We start from the raw sequence: 20,195 nt of genomic DNA on the forward strand, positions 1-20,195 counted from the left end.
CTCCCACAGGTATTACGCCGTACCTGTGGGAGCGAGCCTGCTCGCGATGGCGTCCGCCCAGTCACCGCAGATCAAAGCGACCGCGCAATGATCTCCTTCATGATCTCATTGGTCCCGGCATAGATCCGCTGCACCCGCGCATCCGCCCAGGCCCGGGCGATCGGGTATTCCCACATGAAGCCGTAGCCGCCATGCAGTTGCACGCACTCGTCGAGCACCTGGCATTGCAGGTCGGTCCCCCAATACTTGGCCATCGCGGCGGTTGGCACATCGAGCTTGCCTTGCAGGTGCAGTTCCAGACAGCGATCGACAAACACCCGGCCGATCTGGATTTGCGTGGCCATTTCCGCCAGCTTGAAGCGGGTGTTCTGGAAGTCCGCGATCGACTTGCCGAACGCCTTGCGCTCGCGGGTGTATTCGAGGGTCCACTGCAACGCCGCTTCCGCCGAAGCCAGGCCACCGACAGCCACCGTCAACCGCTCCTGAGGCAACTCCTGCATCAGGTAGGCAAAGCCCATCCCGGCCTGCCCCAGCAAGTTCTCCTTGGGCACCCGCACGTCCTGGAAGAACAGTTCGGAAGTGTCCTGGGCCTTCATCCCCACCTTCTCCAGGCGCTTGCCCTTGTCGAAACCCGGCGTGTTGGCTTCCACCAGAAACAGGCTGGTGCCCTTGGCGCCCGCCTTGGGATCGGTCTTGGCCACGACTATCACCAGGTCCGCCAGGAAGCCGTTGGTGATAAAGGTCTTTGAGCCATTGATCACGTACTCGTCGCCCTCCAGCACCGCGGTGGTCTTCACCCCTTGCAGATCGGAACCCGCACCAGGTTCAGTCATGGCGATCGCGGTGACCATTTCCCCGGACACCAACTTGGGCAGGTATTTGTGTTTCAAGGCTTCACTGCCGTAATGCAGGATGTACGGCGCAACAATGTCCGAATGCAGGGAAAAACCGATGCCGGTCAACCCCAGGCGCCCGACCTCCTCGATCACCACTGCGCTGTAGAGAAAGTCCGCGCCCAGGCCGCCATATTCTTCCGGCAGATGGGAGCAGAGCATCCCCGCCTCCCCGGCTTTATTCCACAACGCACGATCGATGAAACCCTGCTTTTCCCACTGCGCATGGAACGGCACCGCTTCTTTTTCGAGGAAGGTTCGTACGCTGTCGCGGAACAATTCGTGCTCGGAGCTGAGCAGGGTTCTGGGGATCATCGGGGCACCTGTAATTATTGTTGGCCGAAAATGAATCCAGAGACTAAGCCGAGCACCTGCAACAGGACACTGGACACATCCGCCAAAAAATAAGACGATCCAGCCGCTTGGTGACCACTTTCCCCTATAAGAATAAATTGAATTATGTCTATCCAATCCTCTGCGCCCTTGCGGCGCGTCAGCATCCTGGCGATCGACCGGGTTTTTGCCTACACACTCATGCAGGCCAAGGATTTCTTCCATCTGGCCAGCCTGCGCTATGGCAAGCAACAGGGCCAGGGCCTTACTCCCGGCTTTGAGACCCGCGTGGTCAGTCCCGACGGCAAACCCGTCAACAGCTTCAGCGATGTGCTGATGCCGGTGGACGGCGGCCTGGAAAATACCGATGTGATCATCCTCCCGGCCTTCTGGGACGACTTCGAAACCATTTGCCAGCGTTATCCACAGGTCCTGCCGTGGCTGCGCGAACAGCACGCACGAGGCGCGGTGCTCTGTGGTGAGGCAACTGGCGTATTCTGGCTCGCCGAAGCGGGCCTGCTGGATGGCAAGGAGGCGACCACCTACTGGCGCTTCTTCAATGCCTTCGAAGAGCGTTTCCCCAACGTCCAACTGAACAAGGACAAGCACCTCACGGATGCCGACAACCTGTTTTGCGCAGGAGGCACCACTTCGGCCTGTGACCTGTACATCTATCTGATAGAGCGCTTTTGCGGCGCCAACGTCGCCCAGGCCGTCGCCCGTGACATTCTCTACGAAGTGCAGCGCAGCTATTCCCCCGGCCGCATCGGCTTTGGCGGGCAGAAACTGCACCAGGACGTGATCATCCTGCAGATCCAGCACTGGCTCGAAGAGCATTTCGCCGACAAGTTCCGCTTCGAGGACGTCGCCCGCGAACACGGCATGAGCATTCGCAACTTCATGCGCCGCTTCCAGACCGCCACCGGCGACAAGCCGCTGCACTACCTGCAAAGGCTGCGCATTGAAACCGCCAAGGGCCTGCTGTCAGGCAGTCGCAAAAGCATCAAGACCATCAGCTATGAAGTCGGCTACGACGATGCGAGCTTCTTCGCACGGCTGTTCCGCCAACACACCGAACTGTCGCCAAACCAGTATCGCCAGCAGTTCCAGCAGGCAGCCTGACCCCGGGCGCAACACAAAAAAAGGGCCTGCATTGCAGGCCCTTTTTTGTGCATTCGAATCCGGTTTAAGGCTTGTGCGCCCGGGCCAGGAATTCGTGGGATTGCATCTCCAGCAGACGGCTCAGGGTGCGCTGGAACTCAAAGTTCAGGCGACCGCCGGTGTACAGGTCTTTCAGTTCGACTTCGGCAGAAATGATCAACTTGACGTTGCGGTCATAGAACTCGTCGACCATGTTGATGAAACGGCGGGCGATGTCGTCGGTGGTGACGCTCATCTGCTCCACGCCACTGAGCAACACGGCGTGGAAGATCTTGCCGAGTTCGATGTAGTCGTTCTGGCTACGCGGGCCGTCGCACAGTTCGCGGAAGTCGAACCAGGCCACGTCGTCGCAGGTGCGCAGGGCACGGATCTCGCGATTCTCGATGATCAATACGTCGTTTTCCACGGCTGCCGTGCATTCCGGAGTGAGTGCGCGGAAGCTTTTGCGCAGGCTCTCGTGGGACGCTTCATCGAGCGGGAAGTGAAACAGTTCCGCTTGCTCAAGGTGACGCAGACGGTAATCGACGCCACTGTCGACGTTGACGATGTCGGTGTTCTGCTTGATCAGCGCAATCGCCGGTAGGAAGCGCGCACGCTGCAGACCGTCCTTGTACAGGCCGTCCGGTACGATGTTCGAGGTCGCGACCAGGGTCACGCCGTTCTTGAACAGCTCTTCCATCAGGGTGCCGAGGATCATCGCGTCGGTGATGTCGGACACGAAGAATTCATCGAAACAGATCACCCGCGCTTCGGTGGCAAAACGCTTGGCAATGATGGTCAGCGGGTTTTTCTCGCCGCCCAGGGTCTTCATCTCTTCGTGCACGCGCTTCATGAAGCGGTGGAAGTGCGTCCGGGATTTCTCCTTGAACGGCAGCGCTTCGAAGAAGGTGTCGACCAGGTAGGTCTTGCCGCGACCCACGCCGCCCCAGAAATACAGACCCTTGACCGGCGCCTGGTCTTTCTTGCCGAACAGCTTGCCGAGCAGGCCCGGCTTGTTTTGCGAGGCCGCGATCAGGTCGTCGTACAGGCGCTGCAAATGACGCACGGCAGTTTCCTGGGCGGCGTCATGGAAGAATTCCGGACGTTTGAGATCAGCTTGATATCGTTCTAGGGGCGTCATAATTCGTTAGCAAGGCAACAAAAACGGGCCGACACTGTAGCGACGGCCCTGAAGAATGGCAATCGGCCCTTGGTCGGGCCGAGCCGTTGATTATTCCTGAACGGGGGTCAGCGCAATGCGCAAGGCCTCGATGGCCTGATCCCGCGCGGCGCCGTCGGCGAACTCCGGGCTGTCGCCGACGCACTCGCCTTCCAGCCAGACGCTGAAGCTCGACCCCTCGCTGCGCACATCCAGCGCCTGGCCGGATTGCAGCTGCTTGGTCACCTGACCGGCGGTCTTGCCGTCGGCAAAATTGCGCGACAACAGCAATTGCTCGCCATCGGCCGCCAACAGACGGAAACGGAAACTGCCGTCGTCTTCACGGAAGCTGACGAAACGCGCGGCTTTGGCCGCCTTTTTCTTGGTGCTGGCCGCAACCTGGGTCTGAGTGACGAACGAGCGCAGGCCAACCGCCTCACGCAGCTGCTGCAGAAATGGGGTCGCCACCGCACGGGCCTTTTTCGCGCCCATTTGCAGGATGTCTTCCAGGTCCGCCGGACGCGCGATCAACTGGTGATAACGCTCGCGAGACTCCCCGAGTTCGGCATCGAGCAACTGGAACAGACGGTTCTTCGCCTCGCCCCAGCCCAGGCCCTGCAGCAGTTCGCCGTGGAACTCGGCGGCTTGCGCCGGTGTGGCGAAGGCCTGGAACAGGGTGAACAGGTGCGAGTTGTCTGGGTCCTTCGCTTCGCCCGGCGCGCGCGAGTCGGTGACGATGCGCGAGATCGCGTCCTTCATCTCCTTGGCGCTGCTGAACAACGGGATGGTGTTGTCGTAGCTCTTGGACATCTTGCGACCGTCGAGGCCCGGCAAGGTGGCGACGCTTTCCTCGATCAGCGCTTCGGGCAGCGTGAAGAATTCCTGGCCCTGGCCAAACAGGTGGTTGAAGCGCTGGCCGATGTCGCGGGCCATTTCCACGTGCTGGATCTGATCGCGGCCGACCGGCACCTTGTGTGCGTTGAACATCAGGATGTCCGCGGCCATCAGCACCGGGTAGCTGTACAGGCCCATGGTGATGCCGGCGTCCGGGTCTTCGCCGGTCTCCAGGTTCTTGTCCACCGAGGCCTTGTAGGCGTGGGCGCGGTTGAGCAGGCCCTTGGCCGCGACGCAGGTGAGCAACCAGGTCAGCTCGGGAATTTCCGGGATATCGGACTGGCGATAAAAGGTTGCGCGCTCCACATCGAGGCCACCGGCCAGCCAGGTCGCGGCGATTTCCAGACGCGAGCGCTGGATGCGCAGCGGGTCGTCGCACTTGATCAGGGCGTGGTAATCCGCCAGGAAGTAGAACGAATCGGCATTGCTGTCACGGCTGGCGACAATCGCCGGGCGAATCGCGCCCGCGTAGTTGCCCAGGTGCGGGGTGCCAGTGGTGGTGATGCCGGTAAGGATGCGCGTACGAGTCGTCATGGGTAATCGCTTGTCTGACTGCATTCAATTCGAAAGGCGCGGCAGCAGCAGATCCTTGAGATCGGTCAGCTTGCCGTGAAAAAAGTGTCCGCATTCTGCCACTTTCAGCAGCTCATGGGGGCGATCAAGGGCTGCAGACCAGTCGTAAACCAGTTGCGGGTCGATCACTTCGTCGGTTTCCGGCTGGATCAGGGTCAAGGTGCCGCGCTGTGGTAACGGGTCCTGGCTGCCCAGGCGCATCACCGCCGGGGCCACCATGAACAAATGCGCGAGGCGTTCGCCCTCGGCTTCCAGGCGTCCGCCGAGGCTGGCCGCTACGAAGCCGCCGAAGGAAAAACCGAGCAGGGTGATCGGCAAGCCGGGATGTTTGGCGCGTAGCCATTGGGCGGCGGCGTGGGCGTCGTCGACTTCTCCGGTGCCCATGTCATGACTGCCGGCACTCGCGCCGACGCCACGGTAGTTGAAACGCAAGGTAATAAAACCGGCGTCGCGGGCCGTGCGCTGCAAGGTCGAGACGACTTTGTTGAGCATGGTGCCGCCCTGCACCGGGTTGGGGTGGCAAATCAGCGCCAGGCCCCGTGGTTCGGGGGAATCCAGGTACAAGGCTTCCAGTTGACCCACCGGGCCATCAATCACTACAGGGGTTTCACGCATCAGCAAGGAAGGAACTCCGTGACCTCTCGAAGGGTCGACTCGTCTAGCTAAAAGTCTGTGCCTGGCATAATTGCGATCTCGTCGCGGTATACAGCGCAGGTCCGAGCCGTTAACGTAAAGCAAAGCCGTTTATAGAGGAAGGACTCGTGGAACACTCGCTCTTAGTTTGGTTGTTGCCGACTCTTGCCCTGGTTGCCGGTGTCGCCATTGGATTCCTGGTTGCTCGCCTGCTGCCCAATGCCGTGCCCAACAGCACGCAACGTCAGCTGGATGACATTCAGGAACGTTTTGACAGCTATCAGAATGAAGTGGTTACCCACTTCAACAGCACCGCAACGCTGGTGAAGAAACTCACTCAGAGCTATCAGGAAGTGCAGGATCACCTGGCCGAGGGCGCCAACCGCCTGGCCCTCGACGAACAGACACGCCAACGCCTGCTGGCCGCCCTGCACGCCGATGCCGGGCATGCACCACGGGAACGCCTGACGCCACCGCGCGACCAGGAACCGCCTCGCGACTATGCGCCAAAGACGCCTAACGCGCCGGGCATGCTCGACGAGCACTATGGCCTGAAGAAGTAACTCGCTTTCAGCGCCCATAAAAAACCCTCGGCCAATGTCTTGGTCGAGGGTTTTTTTATGCCCGGAATTGAATCAGGGAATGGCTGTTACTGCTGACCACCATACTGCTGGCCAGGAATCGCCTTGAGGTTGACCTCGACACGGCGGTTCTGCGCGCGACCGTTGACGTCGCTGTTGCTCGCGATCGGATTGTCCGGGCCGGCGCCGCGGGCGCTGAGGTTGGCGCCGCTCACGCCTTGCGAGGTCAGGTAGGTCGCTACGCTCTGCGCACGACGCTGGGACAGGTCCATGTTGTGCTGGCGGCTGCCGGTGCTGTCGGTGTAGCCGACGATTTCGATCTGGTTCTGGCTGAACTCTTTCAGCGAGCCTGCCAGGTTATTCAGCGGCTGGTAGAAGCTTGGGGCGATGTTCGCCGAATCGGTGGCGAAGGTAATGTTACCCGGCATGATCAACTTGATCTGATCGCCCTGGCGCTGCACTTCAACCCCGGTGTTGGCCATGCTGGCGCGCAGTTTCTTTTCCTGCTGGTCGGCGTAGTAGCCATAGCCGGCGGCGGAAGCACCGACCACTGCAGCGCCGATCAGCGCGCCCTTGCCACGGTTGTCGTGGTTGATGGCTGCACCGGCAACGGCACCCGCCAGCGCACCGAGGCCACCGTACTTGGCAGTTTTGCTCATACCCGTGGAGCCGCCGTCGGCCTGACCCTGGTTGTCATACGGGTTAGGGGATGCACAGCCAGACAACAAGGCCACGGCGGTAGCGACAATAATCAAACGACGCGAGGTGAACATGGAGAGCTCCTACTTTTTCATTCTGTGGTGCAACGGACGTTGGCAAAAGACCCCTGCGGGCGTTGGAACACGACAACCGGCAAAAATTCCGTGAGCGGCCCCGACGCCCTGAAAAATCAGGCCCGCACGAAGGGGTTCTCACGCATCTCATCGCCCAGGCGCGTATCAGGACCGTGCCCGGCGACCACGGTGGCCTCTTCATCGAGGGTGTACAGGCGCTGCTTGATCGAACGCACGATGGTGGCCTGGTCGCCGCCCCACAGGTCGGTCCGCCCTACCCCGCGTCGAAACAAGGTGTCGCCGGCAATCAGCAGCTTAGCCTCTGCAAACCAGAAGCTCATGGAACCCGGCGTATGCCCGGGCGTGTGCAGTGCCACCCCGCAGCCGCAGGCCAGCTCTTCATCGTCATCCAGCCAGCGATCCGGCGACGGCACCGGGGTGTAAGGCACCCGGAACATCTGGCATTGCATCTCCAGGTTGTCCCAGAGGAACTGGTCTTCCTTGTGCAGGTGCAAGGTGGCGCCGGTTTTTTCCTTCAACTGGCCCGAGGCCAGGAAGTGATCCAGGTGCGCATGGGTATGAATGATGCTCACCAGCTTCAGGCCCAGGGCTTCGAGGCGCGACAGGATCAACTCATGATTGCCACCCGGATCGACGACGATGGCCTTTTTGGTGATCGGATCGCCGATGATGGTGCAGTTGCACTGCAACGGGCCGACGGGGAAGGTTTCGCGGATCAGCGCGGGTTTGGCAGCGTCCATGAGTGTTCCTGGAGAGAGTGAATGGACTATTCTGGCACAGCCGCTGAGCGCCGCCGATGGCGCGAGCGTTACACAATCGTCGCAAGGAGGCTGCATTCATGACATTCAACTGGCACAGCGACACGCTGACCGCCACCACCGCCATCGACCCCACGTACAAAAACACCCAGAACGTGCGCCGTTTCATGCACCAACACTGCGGGGCCGCGTTCAAGTTTGACCGCGATTTCATGGCCTGGATCCGCAGCGGCGCCCCGGCCACCCTCGGCGATGTGGTCGATGAATACCGTCGGCGACAGACGCCAGGACGCTGATCAGAACCCCAGCGGCAACGTCTCCCGGCCTTCCAGCCCCAATAGATACTGTTTGGCCTCCAGGCCGCCGGCGAAGCCGGTCAGGCTGCCCGACGCGCCAATCACTCGGTGACAGGGTGCGACAATCGACAGCGGATTCTTGCCGTTCGCCGCGCCCACCGCGCGAACGGCCTTGGGGCTGCCGATCTGCTGGGCAATCTGGCTGTAGCTGCGGGTTTCGCCGAAGGGGATGGTGAGCAAGGCCCGCCAGACTTTTTGCTGGAACTCGGTGCCGGCAAAGTCCAGTGGCAGCTCGAAGCAGTCGCGCTCACCGGCGAAGTACTGCTTGAGCTGGCGTTCGGTTTCCTGCAGCAGCGGGTTGTGGATATCTTCCTGCAGCGGGCCGATGCGCACGCGATTGAGTTTTTCGTTTTCCCAGAGGATCGCGCAGAGCTTGTCGCCCCGTGCGATCAGGGTCAGGGTGCCAACAGGAGAAGGCAGCCGCTTGAATACGTAGGACATGGGAGGCTCCTGGGTCAGAGAACGTATTCAGGGTAAAACGGGATTCAAACGCAAGAACTACGTTTCTTGCGTTTGAATTTGTAGGAGCCGGCTTGCCGGCGAAGGCGTCGATTCTGGCGACGCACGACTGGAGATTGCTATCGCTGGCAAGCCAGCTCCTACAGGGGACTTGAATTTTCGCCTTCGATCAGTGCGCCTCCTCCAGCTCATCATGCAGCAGGCCGAAGATCTCGCGCTTCATCTCGATGAACGAGCGCTCCATGACCATATCCAGCGTGCGCGGGCGCTCGATGGGCACGTCGAGGATCTGCTTGATCCGCCCCGGCCGGGCGCCCATGACGTAGACCCGGTCGCCGAGCAGGATGGCTTCATCGATATCGTGGGTGACGAACAACACGGTTTTCTTGCTGTTGCCCCACACCCGCAGCAGCAGTTGCTGCATTTGCAGGCGCGTCTGGCTGTCGAGGGCGCCGAAGGGTTCGTCCATCAACAGGATCTGCGGGTCGTTGGCCAGGGCGCGGGCGATGGCCACGCGCTGCATCATGCCGCCGGAGAGCTGCTTGGCGTAGTTGTCGGCGAAGGCGCTCAAGCCGACTTCGTTGACATAGTAATCGACTATTTCCTTGCGCTTGGCAGCCGGCATCCCACGCCGCTTGAGGCCGAATTCGACGTTCTGTCGTACGGTCAGCCAGGGGAACAGGGTGTAGCTCTGGAACACCATGCCGCGATCCGCGCCGGGGCCTTCGACTTGCTGGCCACCGACGTAGATCTCGCCTTCGGTGGGTTCCGCCAGGCCTGCGGTCAGGTACAGCAAGCTGGATTTGCCGCAACCCGAAGGGCCGACCAATACCGCAAATTGCTGGTCCGGCACCTCAAATGAAACCTTCTCCAGCGCACTGAAAACGCCGCCATCAGGTTTCTGGTAACGCAGGCTGACCTTGTCTACCTGCAGGCGCGGGGCGGCGCTGATGGCAGCCGCTCGGGGAGTATCAAAACGGTGAGTGGCAGAGGTTACTGAGCCCATGCGGCGATCCTCAGGCGAAGGAAACGGAACAGTTGGTCGGTGATCAGGCCCAACAGGCCGATGATCGCAATGGCGAGAAAAATCACGTCCACCTGAAAGCCACGCATGGCCTTGAGGCTCAGGTAACCCAGGCCACTGGAGGCAGCCACCAGTTCGGCGACCACCAGGTAGGTCCAGGCCCAGCCCATGGTCACGCGCAAGGTATCGAGTACGCCGGGCAAGGACGCCGGGGCGATCACATGCAGCACCGCATCACGCCGGCTGGAACCGAGGGTGTAGGACGCGTTGATCAAATCCTTGGAAATGCCCTTGGAGACGTCGGCAATCATCACCAGTTGCTGAAAGAACACGCCGAAGATAATCACCGACACCCGTTGTTCCAGGCCAATGCCGATCCACAGGATGAACAACGGCACGAACGAGGTGACCGGCAGGTAGCGGATGAAGTTGACCATCGGTTCGAGGAACGCCTGGACGATACGGAAGCTGCCCATCAGCAGGCCCAACGGCACCGCTACCAGCGACGAGACCACGAACCCGACCATCACCACTTCCAGGCTCGCCCACACATGCTGGCCGAGGGTGCCATCGCGGCTCAGGCGCCCAGCGGCTTCCACCACCGCGCCGGGCGTCGGCAGGAACATGCTGGGCACCACGCCGCCGTAGGACAACCCGGCCCACAGGCCCACCAACAGTACCCAGGCCAGGCCACTGGCGCTCCAGATGACTTTGACCGGCAAAGCCGTCTTGGGCGTGACGCAGCGGCTCAACCATGAATTGCGCTTGAACATGACAGTCTCCTAGAGCGGGCTGACGAAACGGTTGTCGACCAGATCGTCGTGGCTGACGTTGTAGGGTTTGCCTTGCAATTCGCTGGCGGTTTCGTTGGCCAGTTTGATCAGCGCGGCGCTGTCGCCCGGTTTGCCCGGAGAGCCGAGGAGTTTTTCGCTCATGGCCTGGTCGTAGAAGCGCACGCCTTTGGCGGCAGCCGCCAGTTCTTTCGGATCGGAGAGATAGCCACCGACACCCTTGGCCATGATCTCGTAGGCTTTTTCCGGATGTTCCTGGGTGTACTTCACGGCCTTGTACAAGCCCGAGACCAGCGCCTTGACGTCGTCCGGTTGTTTCTCGATGACGTCGCAGTTCAGCGCCACCACATCGACGATCACTCCCGGCGTGGTGCTGCTGTCGATCAACACCTTGCCTTGCTGCTTGTCGCGGACCATCGACAGATGCGGCTCCCAGGTCACTGCGGCCGGCACCCGCCCGGCGATGAAGGCAGTGGCGGCATCATCGGCGGTCATGTTCTGCACCGTGATATCACTCATGCTCATGCCGTTCTTTTTCAGCAGGTAGGACAGCCAGAACTGCGAGGTCGAACCCTCGTTCACCGCCACCGCCTTGCCCTTGAGTTCCTGCAGGCTCTTGACCTCCTTGCCGACCAGTACACCGTCGCCACCGTGGCTGTCATCCAGCGCCGCCACGGCCTTGAAGCAGAATTGCGGACGGTATTTCAGCACTTCGTCGATGGTCGACGCCGAACCCGACAATTGGCCGGACGCCTGGGCGGCCATGTACATCGCCGCCTCTTCCACCACCGGCAGCTCGACCGTCAGGCCGTTTTCCTTGAAGTAGCCCAGGTCCTGGGCCAGGTACAAGGTGCCGTAGCCGACCCAGGTGGTATGGCCGATGGACAGGGTGCCAGCCTGGGCGCTGGTGGCGACTGTGGCGGCAATGGCGGTGACCGCCAGCGGATGGGCGAAACGCGTTAGCAAGGACTTGATCATGGAGCACTCCCACAGCTGTTGATTTGATTGTGTGTTGCGGGGCAGTACGGCCAGCGGCCTCGAACAGGTGGTACAGGCGGTCTCTGACTGGACCTTGAAGGGTCAGCGTTGGGCTGACTGGCCAGACGAATGTTGGCCCAAGGGCGCGGTGAGGAAAATGAGGAAATATGTCGATGCGAATGAACAAAAAACTCGCTAGAGCGCCCGGAAAATGGGCGCCTTGGGCAGGGTTGCCCGGGGTTGGTGCAGGGCTCTGAAAATGGCTTGATTCAGAGATAGCTATCGCGGGCAAGCCCGCTCCCACAGGTCAGGTATGCAGCCCCAAACCTGCGGCCAACACAAAACCCTGTGGGAGCGGGCTTGTCGAAACGTCGCACCGCCGCGATTAGCCTTCAAGACCTTACGAAAAACTCAAAGCCGGCCAAACTCCCGCGCCGTACGATCCACCGCCTTCAAGGTCTTGCCTATCAGTTCATCAACTTCCTCACGACTGGCAATCAACGCCGGCGCCATGATCATGCGCCCCAGGGTGGAGCGAATAATCACCCCCTCCTCAAAGCCAATCGTGCGGCAGCGCCAGGCAATATCGTTCTCATTGGCGAAGCGCTTGCGGGTGTCCCGGTCCTCGGCCAGTTGCAACGCCGCGACCATGCCCGTGCCCTGGATATCGCCCACCAGCGGGTGCTTGCCGAACACCTCGCGCAGGCATTGCTGCAGATACGGCCCGATGTCGGTCTTGACCCGGCTGACCACGCCTTCGTCGCGCAGCGCCTTGAGGTTGGCAATCGCCACGGCGGCCGCCACCGGGTGCCCGGAGTAGGTCAGGCCGTGGGCGAAGACACCGCCCTGCTCCACCAGCACCTGGGCCATTTTCTTCGACAGCACCAGGCCACCCATGGGGATGTAGCCAGAGGTCAGGCCCTTGGCGATGGACAGGGTGTCCGGCTCGAAGCCGAAATACTCATGGGCAAACCATTCACCGGTGCGACCGAAGCCGCCGATCACTTCATCGGCGCACAGCAGCACGTCGTACTGGCGGCAAATGCGCTGAATCTCCGGCCAGTAGCTCGCCGGCGGGAAGATCATGCCACCGGCGCCCTGGAAGGGTTCGGCGATAAAACCAGCGACTTTGTCCGCCCCCAGCTCGAGGATTTTTTCCTCCAGTTGTCGCGCCGCCCGCAGACCGAACTCCTCTGGCGTGAGGTTGCCTTCGTGGGCAAAGAAATAAGGTTCGTCGATGTGCGCAATATCCGGAATCATCCCGCCCATTTCGTGCATGAATTTCATCCCGCCCAGCGCCGTCGCGGCCAGGGTCGAGCCGTGGTAACCGTTCCAACGCCCGATCATTACCTTCTTCTCGGGCTTGCCCAGTACCTGCCAGTAACGGCGCACAGTGCGGATCAGCACTTCGTTGGCCTCGGAGCCGGAGTTGGTGTAGATAGCGTGGCTGTAGTGCCCTGGCAGCAGGCTGAACAGCAACTCCGACAGCTCGATCACCTGCGGGTGGGTGGTGTGGAAGAACATGTTGTAGTACGGCAACTGCTCCAGTTGCTGGCTCGCGGCAGCGGCCAGGTCCTTGCGGCCGTAGCCGAGGTTGGTGCACCACAGCCCCGACATACCATCCAGGTAGCGCCGACCGTCGTTGTCCCACAGATGCAGGCGTTCGCCACGGACCATCACGCGCGGCCCTTCGTCGTTGAGGGCTTTCTGATCGACAAAGGCGTGGATGTGGTGTGCAGCATCGGCGGCCTGGTAGTCGCGGGTTTCACGTGGGGTGGTCATCGCCAGTTCTCCGTTGTGGTGATCAGCGCAGTTGAAACCAGGTGGTTTTCAACTGGGTGTATTTATCGAATGAGTGCAGCGACAGGTCACGACCGAAACCGGACTGCTTGCCGCCGCCGAATGGAACGGTCACGTCGAGCGCGTCGACGCTGTTGACCGAGACGGTGCCGGCACGCAATTGCCGCGCCACGCGGTGCGCGCGGTTGAGGTCGTCGGTCCACAGCGACGCGGCAAGGCCGTAGACGCTGTCGTTGGCCAACTGCAGGGCGTGGGCTTCGTCGTCAAACGCTGTGACCGCCAGCACCGGGCCAAAGACTTCGTCGCGAAACAGCGACATATCAGGCGTGACGCCAGTAAAAATCGTCGGCTGAATGAAGTTGTCACAACCATTGAAACGGGCCTGCTCGCCGCCACATACCCGGCGGGCGCCCTGGCGTTGAGCCTGATCGATAAAGCCCATGATGCGCCGGGTTTGCCGACTGTCGACGATAGCCCCAGCCGGGCTGGACGGGTCGAGTGGATCGCCGGGCTGCCAGCGCGCCGCCTGCACTTTCAGGCGCTCGACGAATTCATCGTGAATCGAGCGCTGCACCAGCAAGCGCGAGTTGGCCGAGCAGACTTCGCCCTGATTGAAGAAGATGCCGAACGCGGCTTTCTGCGCGGCCAGGTCCAGGTCCTGGCAATCGGCGAACACCAGGTTCGCGCTCTTGCCACCGCACTCCAGCCACACCTGCTTGAGGTTGGACTGCGCCGAGTACTGCATGAAGTATTTGCCGACTTCGGTGGAACCGGTGAACACCAGGCAGTCGATGTCCGGGTGCAAACCGAGCGCCTTGCCGGCCTGTTCGCCAAGGCCCGGCAGTACGTTGAGCACGCCCGGTGGTATGCCTGCCTCCAGCGCCAGTTCACCCAGACGCAGCGCAGAAAACGGCGACTGCTCGGCGGGTTTGAGAATTACCGAGTTGCCTGCGGCCAGGGCCGGTGCCAACTTCCAGGCGGCCATGTCCAAGGGGAAGTTCCACGGCACCACGGCAGCGACCACGCCCAGGGCCTCGCGGGTGATGGTCGCCAACACGTTGCTGGCGCTGGGGGCCACCTGGTCATACAGCTTGTCGAGACTTTCCGCATACCAGCGAAACACCCCGGCGGCGCCCGGCACGTCAATGTTGTAGGCGTCCATCACCGGCTTGCCCATGTTCAGCGAATCGAGCAGCGCCAGTTCTTCGCGGTGGGTCATGAGCAGATCGGCGAGGCGCAGCAAGACCTGCTTGCGCTCGTTGGGAGAACGCTGCGCCCAGACACCGGCATCGAATGCCCGGCGGGCGCTGCTCACGGCCGCATCGACGTCCTCACTGCCGCAGGCCGAAACCTCGGCCAGCACGCCACCGGTGGCCGGATTGATCGCGGTAAAGGTCTGCCCGGACAACGCCGGACGCCATTGCCCGCCTATCAACGCTTGGGTAGGAAACTGCAGCGCGGCAGCCTGGCCTTGCCAATATTCAAGCTCGAACACGTTCGGATGCTCCATGGGCTTTCTTGTGCAGTGGATAGTGGCCCAGGTGGCGGCGGGGTAAAAATAGTAAAAATGTCTTCGCAGGCGATGAAAAAACTCTGCAGCCGAGCTCCCCACCCGAGCGTGAGGTGGTTATTGTTCAGCCACGACAAAACTGTCGCCCACGCGGATCGGGGCGGTGCGCAAATTGCTTGGTTTCAGGGATCGAGCGTAACGCTGAACCTACCCTCCCGAGGTCTGCTGTGGCTGCCTACAATCTGCGTCAACTGAAGTACTTCATCACCACGGTCGAATGCGGCAGCGTCGCCGAGGCGTCGCGCAAGCTGTACATCGCCCAGCCGTCGATTTCCACGGCGATCAAGGGCCTGGAAGACAGCTTCGGCGTACAACTGCTGATCCGCCATCACGCCCAGGGCGTGTCCCTGACGCCCAGCGGTGCGCGTTTTTTTCGCAAGGCCCAGGAGCTGCTGCGCATGGCCCGGGAGTTCGAACAGAATGCCCTGGCCGACAACGACGTGGTGTCCGGGCAGATCGACATCGGCTGCTTTGAAACGGTCGCACCGCTGTATTTGCCGCAGCTGATGGCCGGTTTTTCGGCCTTGTATCCGGGGGTGGAAATCCGCATCCGTGATGGCGAGCAGCAGGAGTTGGTGCAGGGGCTGACGTCGGGGGCGTTTGACCTGGCGATCCTCTATGAACACGACCTCGATGGCACCATCCAGACCGAACCGCTGATGCCGGCCCAGCGGCCCTACGCGTTGCTGCCGGCCGATCACCGCTTCGCCCAGCAAGCCCAGGTCTCGCTGCGCGACCTGTGCCTGGAGCCGATGATTCTGCTGGACGTACAACCGAGCCGCACCTACTTCGTCAGCCTGTTCGACGAACTGGGGCTGACCCCGCAGATCGCTTTCAGCTCACCCTCGATCGAGATGGTGCGCGGCATGGTCGGCCAGGGCTTCGGCTTCTCGATCCTGGTCACCCGCCCACACTCCGAATGCACCTACGACGGGCAGAAGGTGGTGTGCGTGGACATTGTCGAAGAGGTGACTGGGTCGGGCCTGGTGGCGGCCTGGCTCAAGCGGGGACAGTTGACCAAGCCGGCGCAACTGTTCGCCGATTACTGCCGCGAGCAACTGACCGCCAAGGCCCGGCGGCCGCTGCCAGCCGATTAGGCCAGCAGGCCCAGCTCCTTGGCCCGGGCCACCGCCTGGGTGCGACGCTCGACCCCCAGCTTGCTGTTGATGTGGCTGGCGTGGGTTTTCACCGTATGCAACGAGATGAACAACTGATCGCTGATTTCCTGATTCGAGCAGCCCCGTGCAATCAATTGCAGCACCGCTTGCTCGCGGGCGCTGAGGGTTTCGCTGCCGACTGCCGGGTCGGTGCTGGCACGGGCAGCACCTGCCGGTAGACGCTGCAACAGACTCTGGCGCAGCGCGTCATTCGCACAGTACGCCAGTTGCTCGCGCAACCAGTCCGGACGCTCGCGCAGCAAACCTTCGAAAGGCTGCAACACGCCGCCATGGGCTGCTTCGAAGGCCTGGACCAGAGCCTTGCGCGCCTCGGCTTCACGACCATTGCCGAGCATCAGTGCAACCTTCTGATTCAAGGCCATGACACTGAGCATCTGCCGCCCGCTGTTCTGCCCGTGCTCAAGTAACACGTTGAGACGCCCTTCGGCCAGCATCGGCTGGCCCTGGATGACATCCAGCACGGCTTGCTGCAATTCGATGTGCAGGGCCATCTGTGGATGGAATTCCGGCGGCGAAGCCGGTTGTTCGCCGTTGTAGGTCTGCCCGAGCCGGGACAGCCAGGCACCCGCCAGGTCGGTGCGGCCCTGGGCCAGCCACAGCTCGCATTTGACCAGCGTGATCATCGCCAGGTAGTAGATCGGCGGCACGTCCCAGATGTGCATCAGGCGCTCGGCTTCCGCCAGTTCAGCAAAGGCCCTGGCAAACTCGCCCTTGCTGCCTTCGTAGCGGGCGATCACGCTGTGGCCGATCAACACGCTGATATCACGGCAGGCGCGCGCCTCCAACAAGCCAGCCTGCAAGCGTGCCAGGCCGAGCTCCGGTTGCAGGCGCAGCACCAGCAGGTAGCCCTCGTACAGAGTCAGGCGGGCACGCACCGCATACAGACGCTGCGGCGACAGCCCCTGCAGGCGCTGCTGGCCTTGGCGCACCTCGTCGAGGGCGCGCAGAATTTCCCCGCGCGCCTGCAGCACCCGGGCCCGGTCGTAATGGGCCAGCGCTTCGAACAGCGGGTTGCCGACGCGCTGGGCCAGTTCCAGGGACTCGCGGTTCAAGCCTCGCGCGCGCCACAGGTCGGCATCGGCAATGGCCAGGTTGGACAACGTCGACAGGCACATCAGGCGCTGGCCGTAACGTTTGTGCGGCAGGCTTTCCAGGGCTTCGCTGCAGTACATCAGAGTCTGTTCACGCTGGCCGCGCCCGCGGGCGATGATCCCGCTCAATGCCAGCCACTGCGCCAGCATGGATTTCTGCGCCGTGGCCGAAGGCGCCGGGAGGAAGCGACTCAAGTGGCTGGCCAGTTCCTCGGCGGCGTCCAGTTGGCAGGCCAGGCCCAGGGCCCAACTGTACAACACGATCAAGCGCGGGGTGCTGACCAGCAGGCTGTCGGGCAAGTCCATTTTCCAGCGCAGGAGCATGCCGACGTTCTGCTCGGCCAGCAGTTGCTCCTCCGACAGGTTCTGCACCAGGTTCGCCGCCACATCCAGATGGCCGGCACGCAGCGCCTGCTCTACCGCCTCGTCGAGCAGGCCCTGGGCATTGAACCAGCGGCAGGCACGCAAATGCAGGGTCGCGGCCGGAACAATGGCGGTGGCCGGCGGCCGGCTGCGCAGCAGATCGGAAAACAGGTGGTGATAACGGTACCAGTGGCCCTGCTCGTCGAGCGGCACCAGGAACACCTGGTGGGACAACAGGAAGCGCAGGATTTCGCCACTGTCATGGGCTTCGCGCACGGCGTCGCACAGCTCGCGGCAAAAACGCTCCTGGGGGGCAGTGTCGTAGAGAAAGGCCTGCACTTCGGCGGGCAGGCAATCGATGACTTCCTCCAGCAGGTAGTCGCGGATCAGCCCTTCGCCGCCATGCAACGGTGGTGGCAACAGTGCACTGCTGCCCGCCTCGGAGGCAGCCAGCAGCCAGAACCGCAGGCCGGCGACCCAACCTTCACTGCGCCGGATCAGGTTCTCCAGCGCCTCGCCGCGTAGCGAGCTGCTGTGCCGGTCGAGCAAGGCCAGGGACTCATCATGGGTCAGGCGCAGATCCTGCTCGTGCAACTCCAGCAATTGTCGCGACAGGCGCAAGCGCGCCAGATGCCAGTCCGGACGCTGGCGACTGGTCACAAGCACCAGCAGGCCATCCGGCAGGTGGTTGAGGAAGAATTGGAGACAGCGGTCAAGCACCGGCCCCTGCGCCAGATGGTAGTCATCGAGCACCAGCAGCAACGGCTCGCTGGGAGACAGATGCACCGCCAGTTCATCAAGCAAACCGTCGAGCCATTCTTCAAAGGCAAAGGGCTGATGACGCTGGCGCATTTTCAGCAGGCCAAGGGCCTGGCTGCCAAGGCGGGGGAAATAGTGTTGCAGGCCTTCGAGCAGTCGTTCGAGAAAACGCCCGGGATCACTGTCGCGCGAGCTGATCCCCAGCCAGAGGCTCTGCCAATGGGGCGCCAGGCTCTGGCAGAACTCCACCGCCAGCGAGCTTTTGCCGAATCCGGCCGGCGCGCTGACCAGCAGCAATCGTCCCTGCAAGCCGGCACTCAGCCGCTCGCACAGGCGCGGCCGCACGACGTGACCATCGGGCAAGGGCGGACGATAGAAGCGCCCCTGCGACATTGGCACCGCAGTGTCGGGAGAGTTCTGGATTCGGAACAGGTCAGTCATAGCCAACTCTTTTTGGAGTGCTGTTGTCGGCATTGCAGATGTCCGCAGACTAGCGGTAAAGGAGAAGGGATTGAAGGCAATTGCTACAAATGGCTACAAAAAGTACAGCGGAATACCGCACAAGCCACCTATCGCTGTCACATTGGCCGCTGAATGTAACGCTCCGGTGTTTCAGGCAAATGGCGGCGCTTTTCCCGACGCAAAAAAAAGCCCCGAACCAGTCGGGGCGTTTTTTCGAGGATGCGGCCTCTGTTACAGCGGGTTAGCGAATACCATCCTGGCGCAGTGCGGCCGGGGTGAAGTCGCTGCTGGTGGCGGTAAAGCCGAAGTCGTAGGCCTGTTTCTCTTCGTTCTTCATGCCCAGTGCCAGGTAGCGGCCGGACTGCAGGTCGTAGAGGGTTTCCAGGGCGTACCACGGCACTTGTTTGTCGTAGTAGTTCTCGGCATGGGCTTCAGCCACACGCCACAGTTGCCCGCGACCGTCGTAGTGGTCGATCACCGCCGCTTGCCAGGTGTCCTCGTCGATGTAGAAGTCACGCTTGGCGTAGATGTGGCGCTGGCCTTCCTTCAAGGTCGCAACCACATGCCACACGCGGCGCAGCTCGTAGCGGGCCAGGTCCTGGTTGATGTGGCCGGCCTTGATGATGTCGGCGTATTTGAGCTTCGGATCGTCGAGTTTGTAGGCGTCGGAGGCGATGTACATCTCTTTCTTGCCTTCGAGCTTCCAGTCGTAGCGATCCGGCGCACCGTTGTACATGTCCAGGTTGTCGGAGGTGCGCAGGCCATCCGCCGCTGTACCTGGGCCGTCATAGGACACTTGTGGCGCACGACGCACACGACGCTGACCGGCGTTGTAGACCCACGCCAGGCGCGGTTCCTTGACCTGGTCGAGGGTCTCGTGGACCAGCAGCACACCACCGGCCAGGCGCGCTGGCGCGGTGACTTTCTGCTTGAAGTAGAACAGGATGTTGCCCGGGTTTTTCGGGTCGTAGTCCTTCATCTTGTCGCGGAACACGAACTGATCCTGGAAGTACACCAGGCTGTACGAACCATTGGCCTGCGGCGTGGCCTGGGTGACCAGGCGAGTCACGCTGCCGCCACGATAGCGGGTGATGTGGTTCCAGATGACTTCGACACCGCTTTTCGGGATCGGGAACGGCACCGCCGTTTCGAAGTTCTCCAGGCCGTTGCCGCCCGACACCAGGTTGGTGTTGGTGGCGTTTCTCTTGATGGCGGCGAACACGTCATCCGGCACGGTAGCGCCACGATGGGAGGTGTAGACCGGCATCTTGAAGGTCTCGGGGTAACGCTTGAACATCGCGTATTGTCCCGGCGCCAGCTTGTCCTTGTACTTGTCGACGTTCTGCGCAGTGATGGTGAACAGCGGCTGTTCACTGGCATAAGGGTTGGACAGGAAACCACGGCTGTCGACGGACCCGGCATTCTTCGGCAGCGGCTTCCAGCTCGGGATCGAGCCATCGGCATTGCCGGCCATTTCCGCACCCATGGGCGTCAGGCTCTTGCCCAGCTTGTCGGCTTCGGCAGCCGGTACGGCGGCGATCACGCTGGTGGCCAGCAATGACAGCCCCAGGCCCGCGACGTACATCAGATTCTTGGCTATTTTCAT

General features: G+C 61.8%; 18 protein-coding genes. 4 read left to right on the plus strand and 14 right to left on the minus strand.

The features are described from left to right. Positions 1-71: 71 nt before the first annotated feature. Complete coding sequence (locus ACZYR5_RS03685) at positions 72-1,208, minus strand: acyl-CoA dehydrogenase family protein (RefSeq protein ID WP_489087866.1); 1,137 nt, start codon at positions 1,206-1,208, stop codon at positions 72-74. Between the two features lie 243 nt (positions 1,209-1,451). On the opposite strand from ACZYR5_RS03685, the gene ACZYR5_RS03690 reads away from it, so the two are divergent. Then, positions 1,452-2,348, plus strand: a complete 897-nt coding sequence (locus tag ACZYR5_RS03690; protein ID WP_489088469.1) for a GlxA family transcriptional regulator — start codon at positions 1,452-1,454, stop codon at positions 2,346-2,348. Between the two features lie 64 nt (positions 2,349-2,412). Here ACZYR5_RS03690 and zapE read toward each other — a convergent pair whose 3' ends face one another. The 3 genes from zapE to ACZYR5_RS03705 form a co-directional block, all read right to left on the minus strand. After that, positions 2,413-3,507, minus strand: coding sequence for a cell division protein ZapE (gene zapE, locus ACZYR5_RS03695; RefSeq protein ID WP_489087865.1), 1,095 nt, complete (start codon positions 3,505-3,507; stop codon positions 2,413-2,415). A 90-nt stretch (positions 3,508-3,597) separates the two neighbouring features. Further along, on the minus strand, positions 3,598-4,953 hold the full coding sequence (locus ACZYR5_RS03700; protein ID WP_489087864.1) for a tryptophan--tRNA ligase: 1,356 nt from the start codon (positions 4,951-4,953) through the stop codon (positions 3,598-3,600). Positions 4,954-4,977: 24 nt separating this feature from the next. After that, on the minus strand, positions 4,978-5,607 hold the full coding sequence (locus tag ACZYR5_RS03705) for an alpha/beta hydrolase (RefSeq protein WP_489087863.1): 630 nt from the start codon (positions 5,605-5,607) through the stop codon (positions 4,978-4,980). A 146-nt stretch (positions 5,608-5,753) separates the two neighbouring features. Between ACZYR5_RS03705 and ACZYR5_RS03710 the strand changes: the two genes are divergently transcribed. Next, on the plus strand, positions 5,754-6,188 hold the full coding sequence (locus ACZYR5_RS03710) for a Z-ring associated ZapG family protein (protein ID WP_027619539.1): 435 nt from the start codon (positions 5,754-5,756) through the stop codon (positions 6,186-6,188). 86 nt (positions 6,189-6,274) lie between these two features. On the opposite strand, the gene ACZYR5_RS03715 is transcribed toward ACZYR5_RS03710, so the two are convergent. Both ACZYR5_RS03715 and ACZYR5_RS03720 read right to left on the minus strand, forming a co-directional pair. Then, positions 6,275-6,979, minus strand: a complete 705-nt coding sequence (locus tag ACZYR5_RS03715; RefSeq protein WP_489087862.1) for a YiaD family glycine zipper/OmpA-like lipoprotein — start codon at positions 6,977-6,979, stop codon at positions 6,275-6,277. 116 nt (positions 6,980-7,095) lie between these two features. Beyond that, positions 7,096-7,740 carry an MBL fold metallo-hydrolase gene (locus tag ACZYR5_RS03720; protein WP_489087861.1) on the minus strand — a complete coding sequence of 215 codons (645 nt, stop codon included), beginning with the start codon at positions 7,738-7,740 and terminating at the stop codon, positions 7,096-7,098. Positions 7,741-7,838: 98 nt separating this feature from the next. On the opposite strand from ACZYR5_RS03720, the gene ACZYR5_RS03725 reads away from it, so the two are divergent. Continuing rightward, positions 7,839-8,054 carry a DUF6434 domain-containing protein gene (locus ACZYR5_RS03725; RefSeq protein WP_489087860.1) on the plus strand — a complete coding sequence of 72 codons (216 nt, stop codon included), beginning with the start codon at positions 7,839-7,841 and terminating at the stop codon, positions 8,052-8,054. Here the strand turns inward: ACZYR5_RS03725 and ACZYR5_RS03730 are convergent, their stop codons facing one another. The 6 genes from ACZYR5_RS03730 to ACZYR5_RS03755 form a co-directional block, all read right to left on the minus strand. Then, complete coding sequence (locus tag ACZYR5_RS03730; protein ID WP_489087859.1) at positions 8,055-8,555, minus strand: methylated-DNA--[protein]-cysteine S-methyltransferase; 501 nt, start codon at positions 8,553-8,555, stop codon at positions 8,055-8,057. A gap of 187 nt (positions 8,556-8,742) precedes the next feature. Next, complete coding sequence (locus ACZYR5_RS03735; protein ID WP_489087858.1) at positions 8,743-9,579, minus strand: ABC transporter ATP-binding protein; 837 nt, start codon at positions 9,577-9,579, stop codon at positions 8,743-8,745. Next, a complete protein-coding gene (locus tag ACZYR5_RS03740; protein ID WP_489087857.1) occupies positions 9,567-10,370 on the minus strand; it encodes an ABC transporter permease in 804 nt (267 codons plus the stop codon). The genes ACZYR5_RS03735 and ACZYR5_RS03740 overlap by 13 nt, the downstream gene beginning before the upstream one ends. A gap of 9 nt (positions 10,371-10,379) precedes the next feature. Next, positions 10,380-11,366, minus strand: coding sequence for an ABC transporter substrate-binding protein (locus tag ACZYR5_RS03745; protein WP_489087856.1), 987 nt, complete (start codon positions 11,364-11,366; stop codon positions 10,380-10,382). Between the two features lie 411 nt (positions 11,367-11,777). Then, entirely contained in the window at positions 11,778-13,148 is a 1,371-nt protein-coding gene (locus tag ACZYR5_RS03750; RefSeq protein ID WP_489087855.1) for an aspartate aminotransferase family protein, read from the minus strand. A gap of 22 nt (positions 13,149-13,170) precedes the next feature. Further along, a complete protein-coding gene (locus ACZYR5_RS03755; protein ID WP_489088468.1) occupies positions 13,171-14,661 on the minus strand; it encodes an aldehyde dehydrogenase in 1,491 nt (496 codons plus the stop codon). A 242-nt stretch (positions 14,662-14,903) separates the two neighbouring features. Between ACZYR5_RS03755 and ACZYR5_RS03760 the strand changes: the two genes are divergently transcribed. Further along, a complete protein-coding gene (locus ACZYR5_RS03760; RefSeq protein WP_489087854.1) occupies positions 14,904-15,833 on the plus strand; it encodes a LysR family transcriptional regulator in 930 nt (309 codons plus the stop codon). On the opposite strand, the gene ACZYR5_RS03765 is transcribed toward ACZYR5_RS03760, so the two are convergent. Both ACZYR5_RS03765 and ACZYR5_RS03770 read right to left on the minus strand, forming a co-directional pair. After that, positions 15,830-18,568 carry a winged helix-turn-helix domain-containing protein gene (locus tag ACZYR5_RS03765; RefSeq protein WP_489087853.1) on the minus strand — a complete coding sequence of 913 codons (2,739 nt, stop codon included), beginning with the start codon at positions 18,566-18,568 and terminating at the stop codon, positions 15,830-15,832. The two genes, ACZYR5_RS03760 and ACZYR5_RS03765, sit on opposite strands and share 4 nt — an antisense overlap. Before the next feature lie 262 nt (positions 18,569-18,830). Next, positions 18,831-20,195 (minus strand): DUF1329 domain-containing protein, encoded by a 1,365-nt coding sequence (locus ACZYR5_RS03770; protein WP_489087852.1) that lies wholly within the window; start codon positions 20,193-20,195, stop codon positions 18,831-18,833.

It is taken from the genome of Pseudomonas sp. F007 (assembly GCF_057814275.1).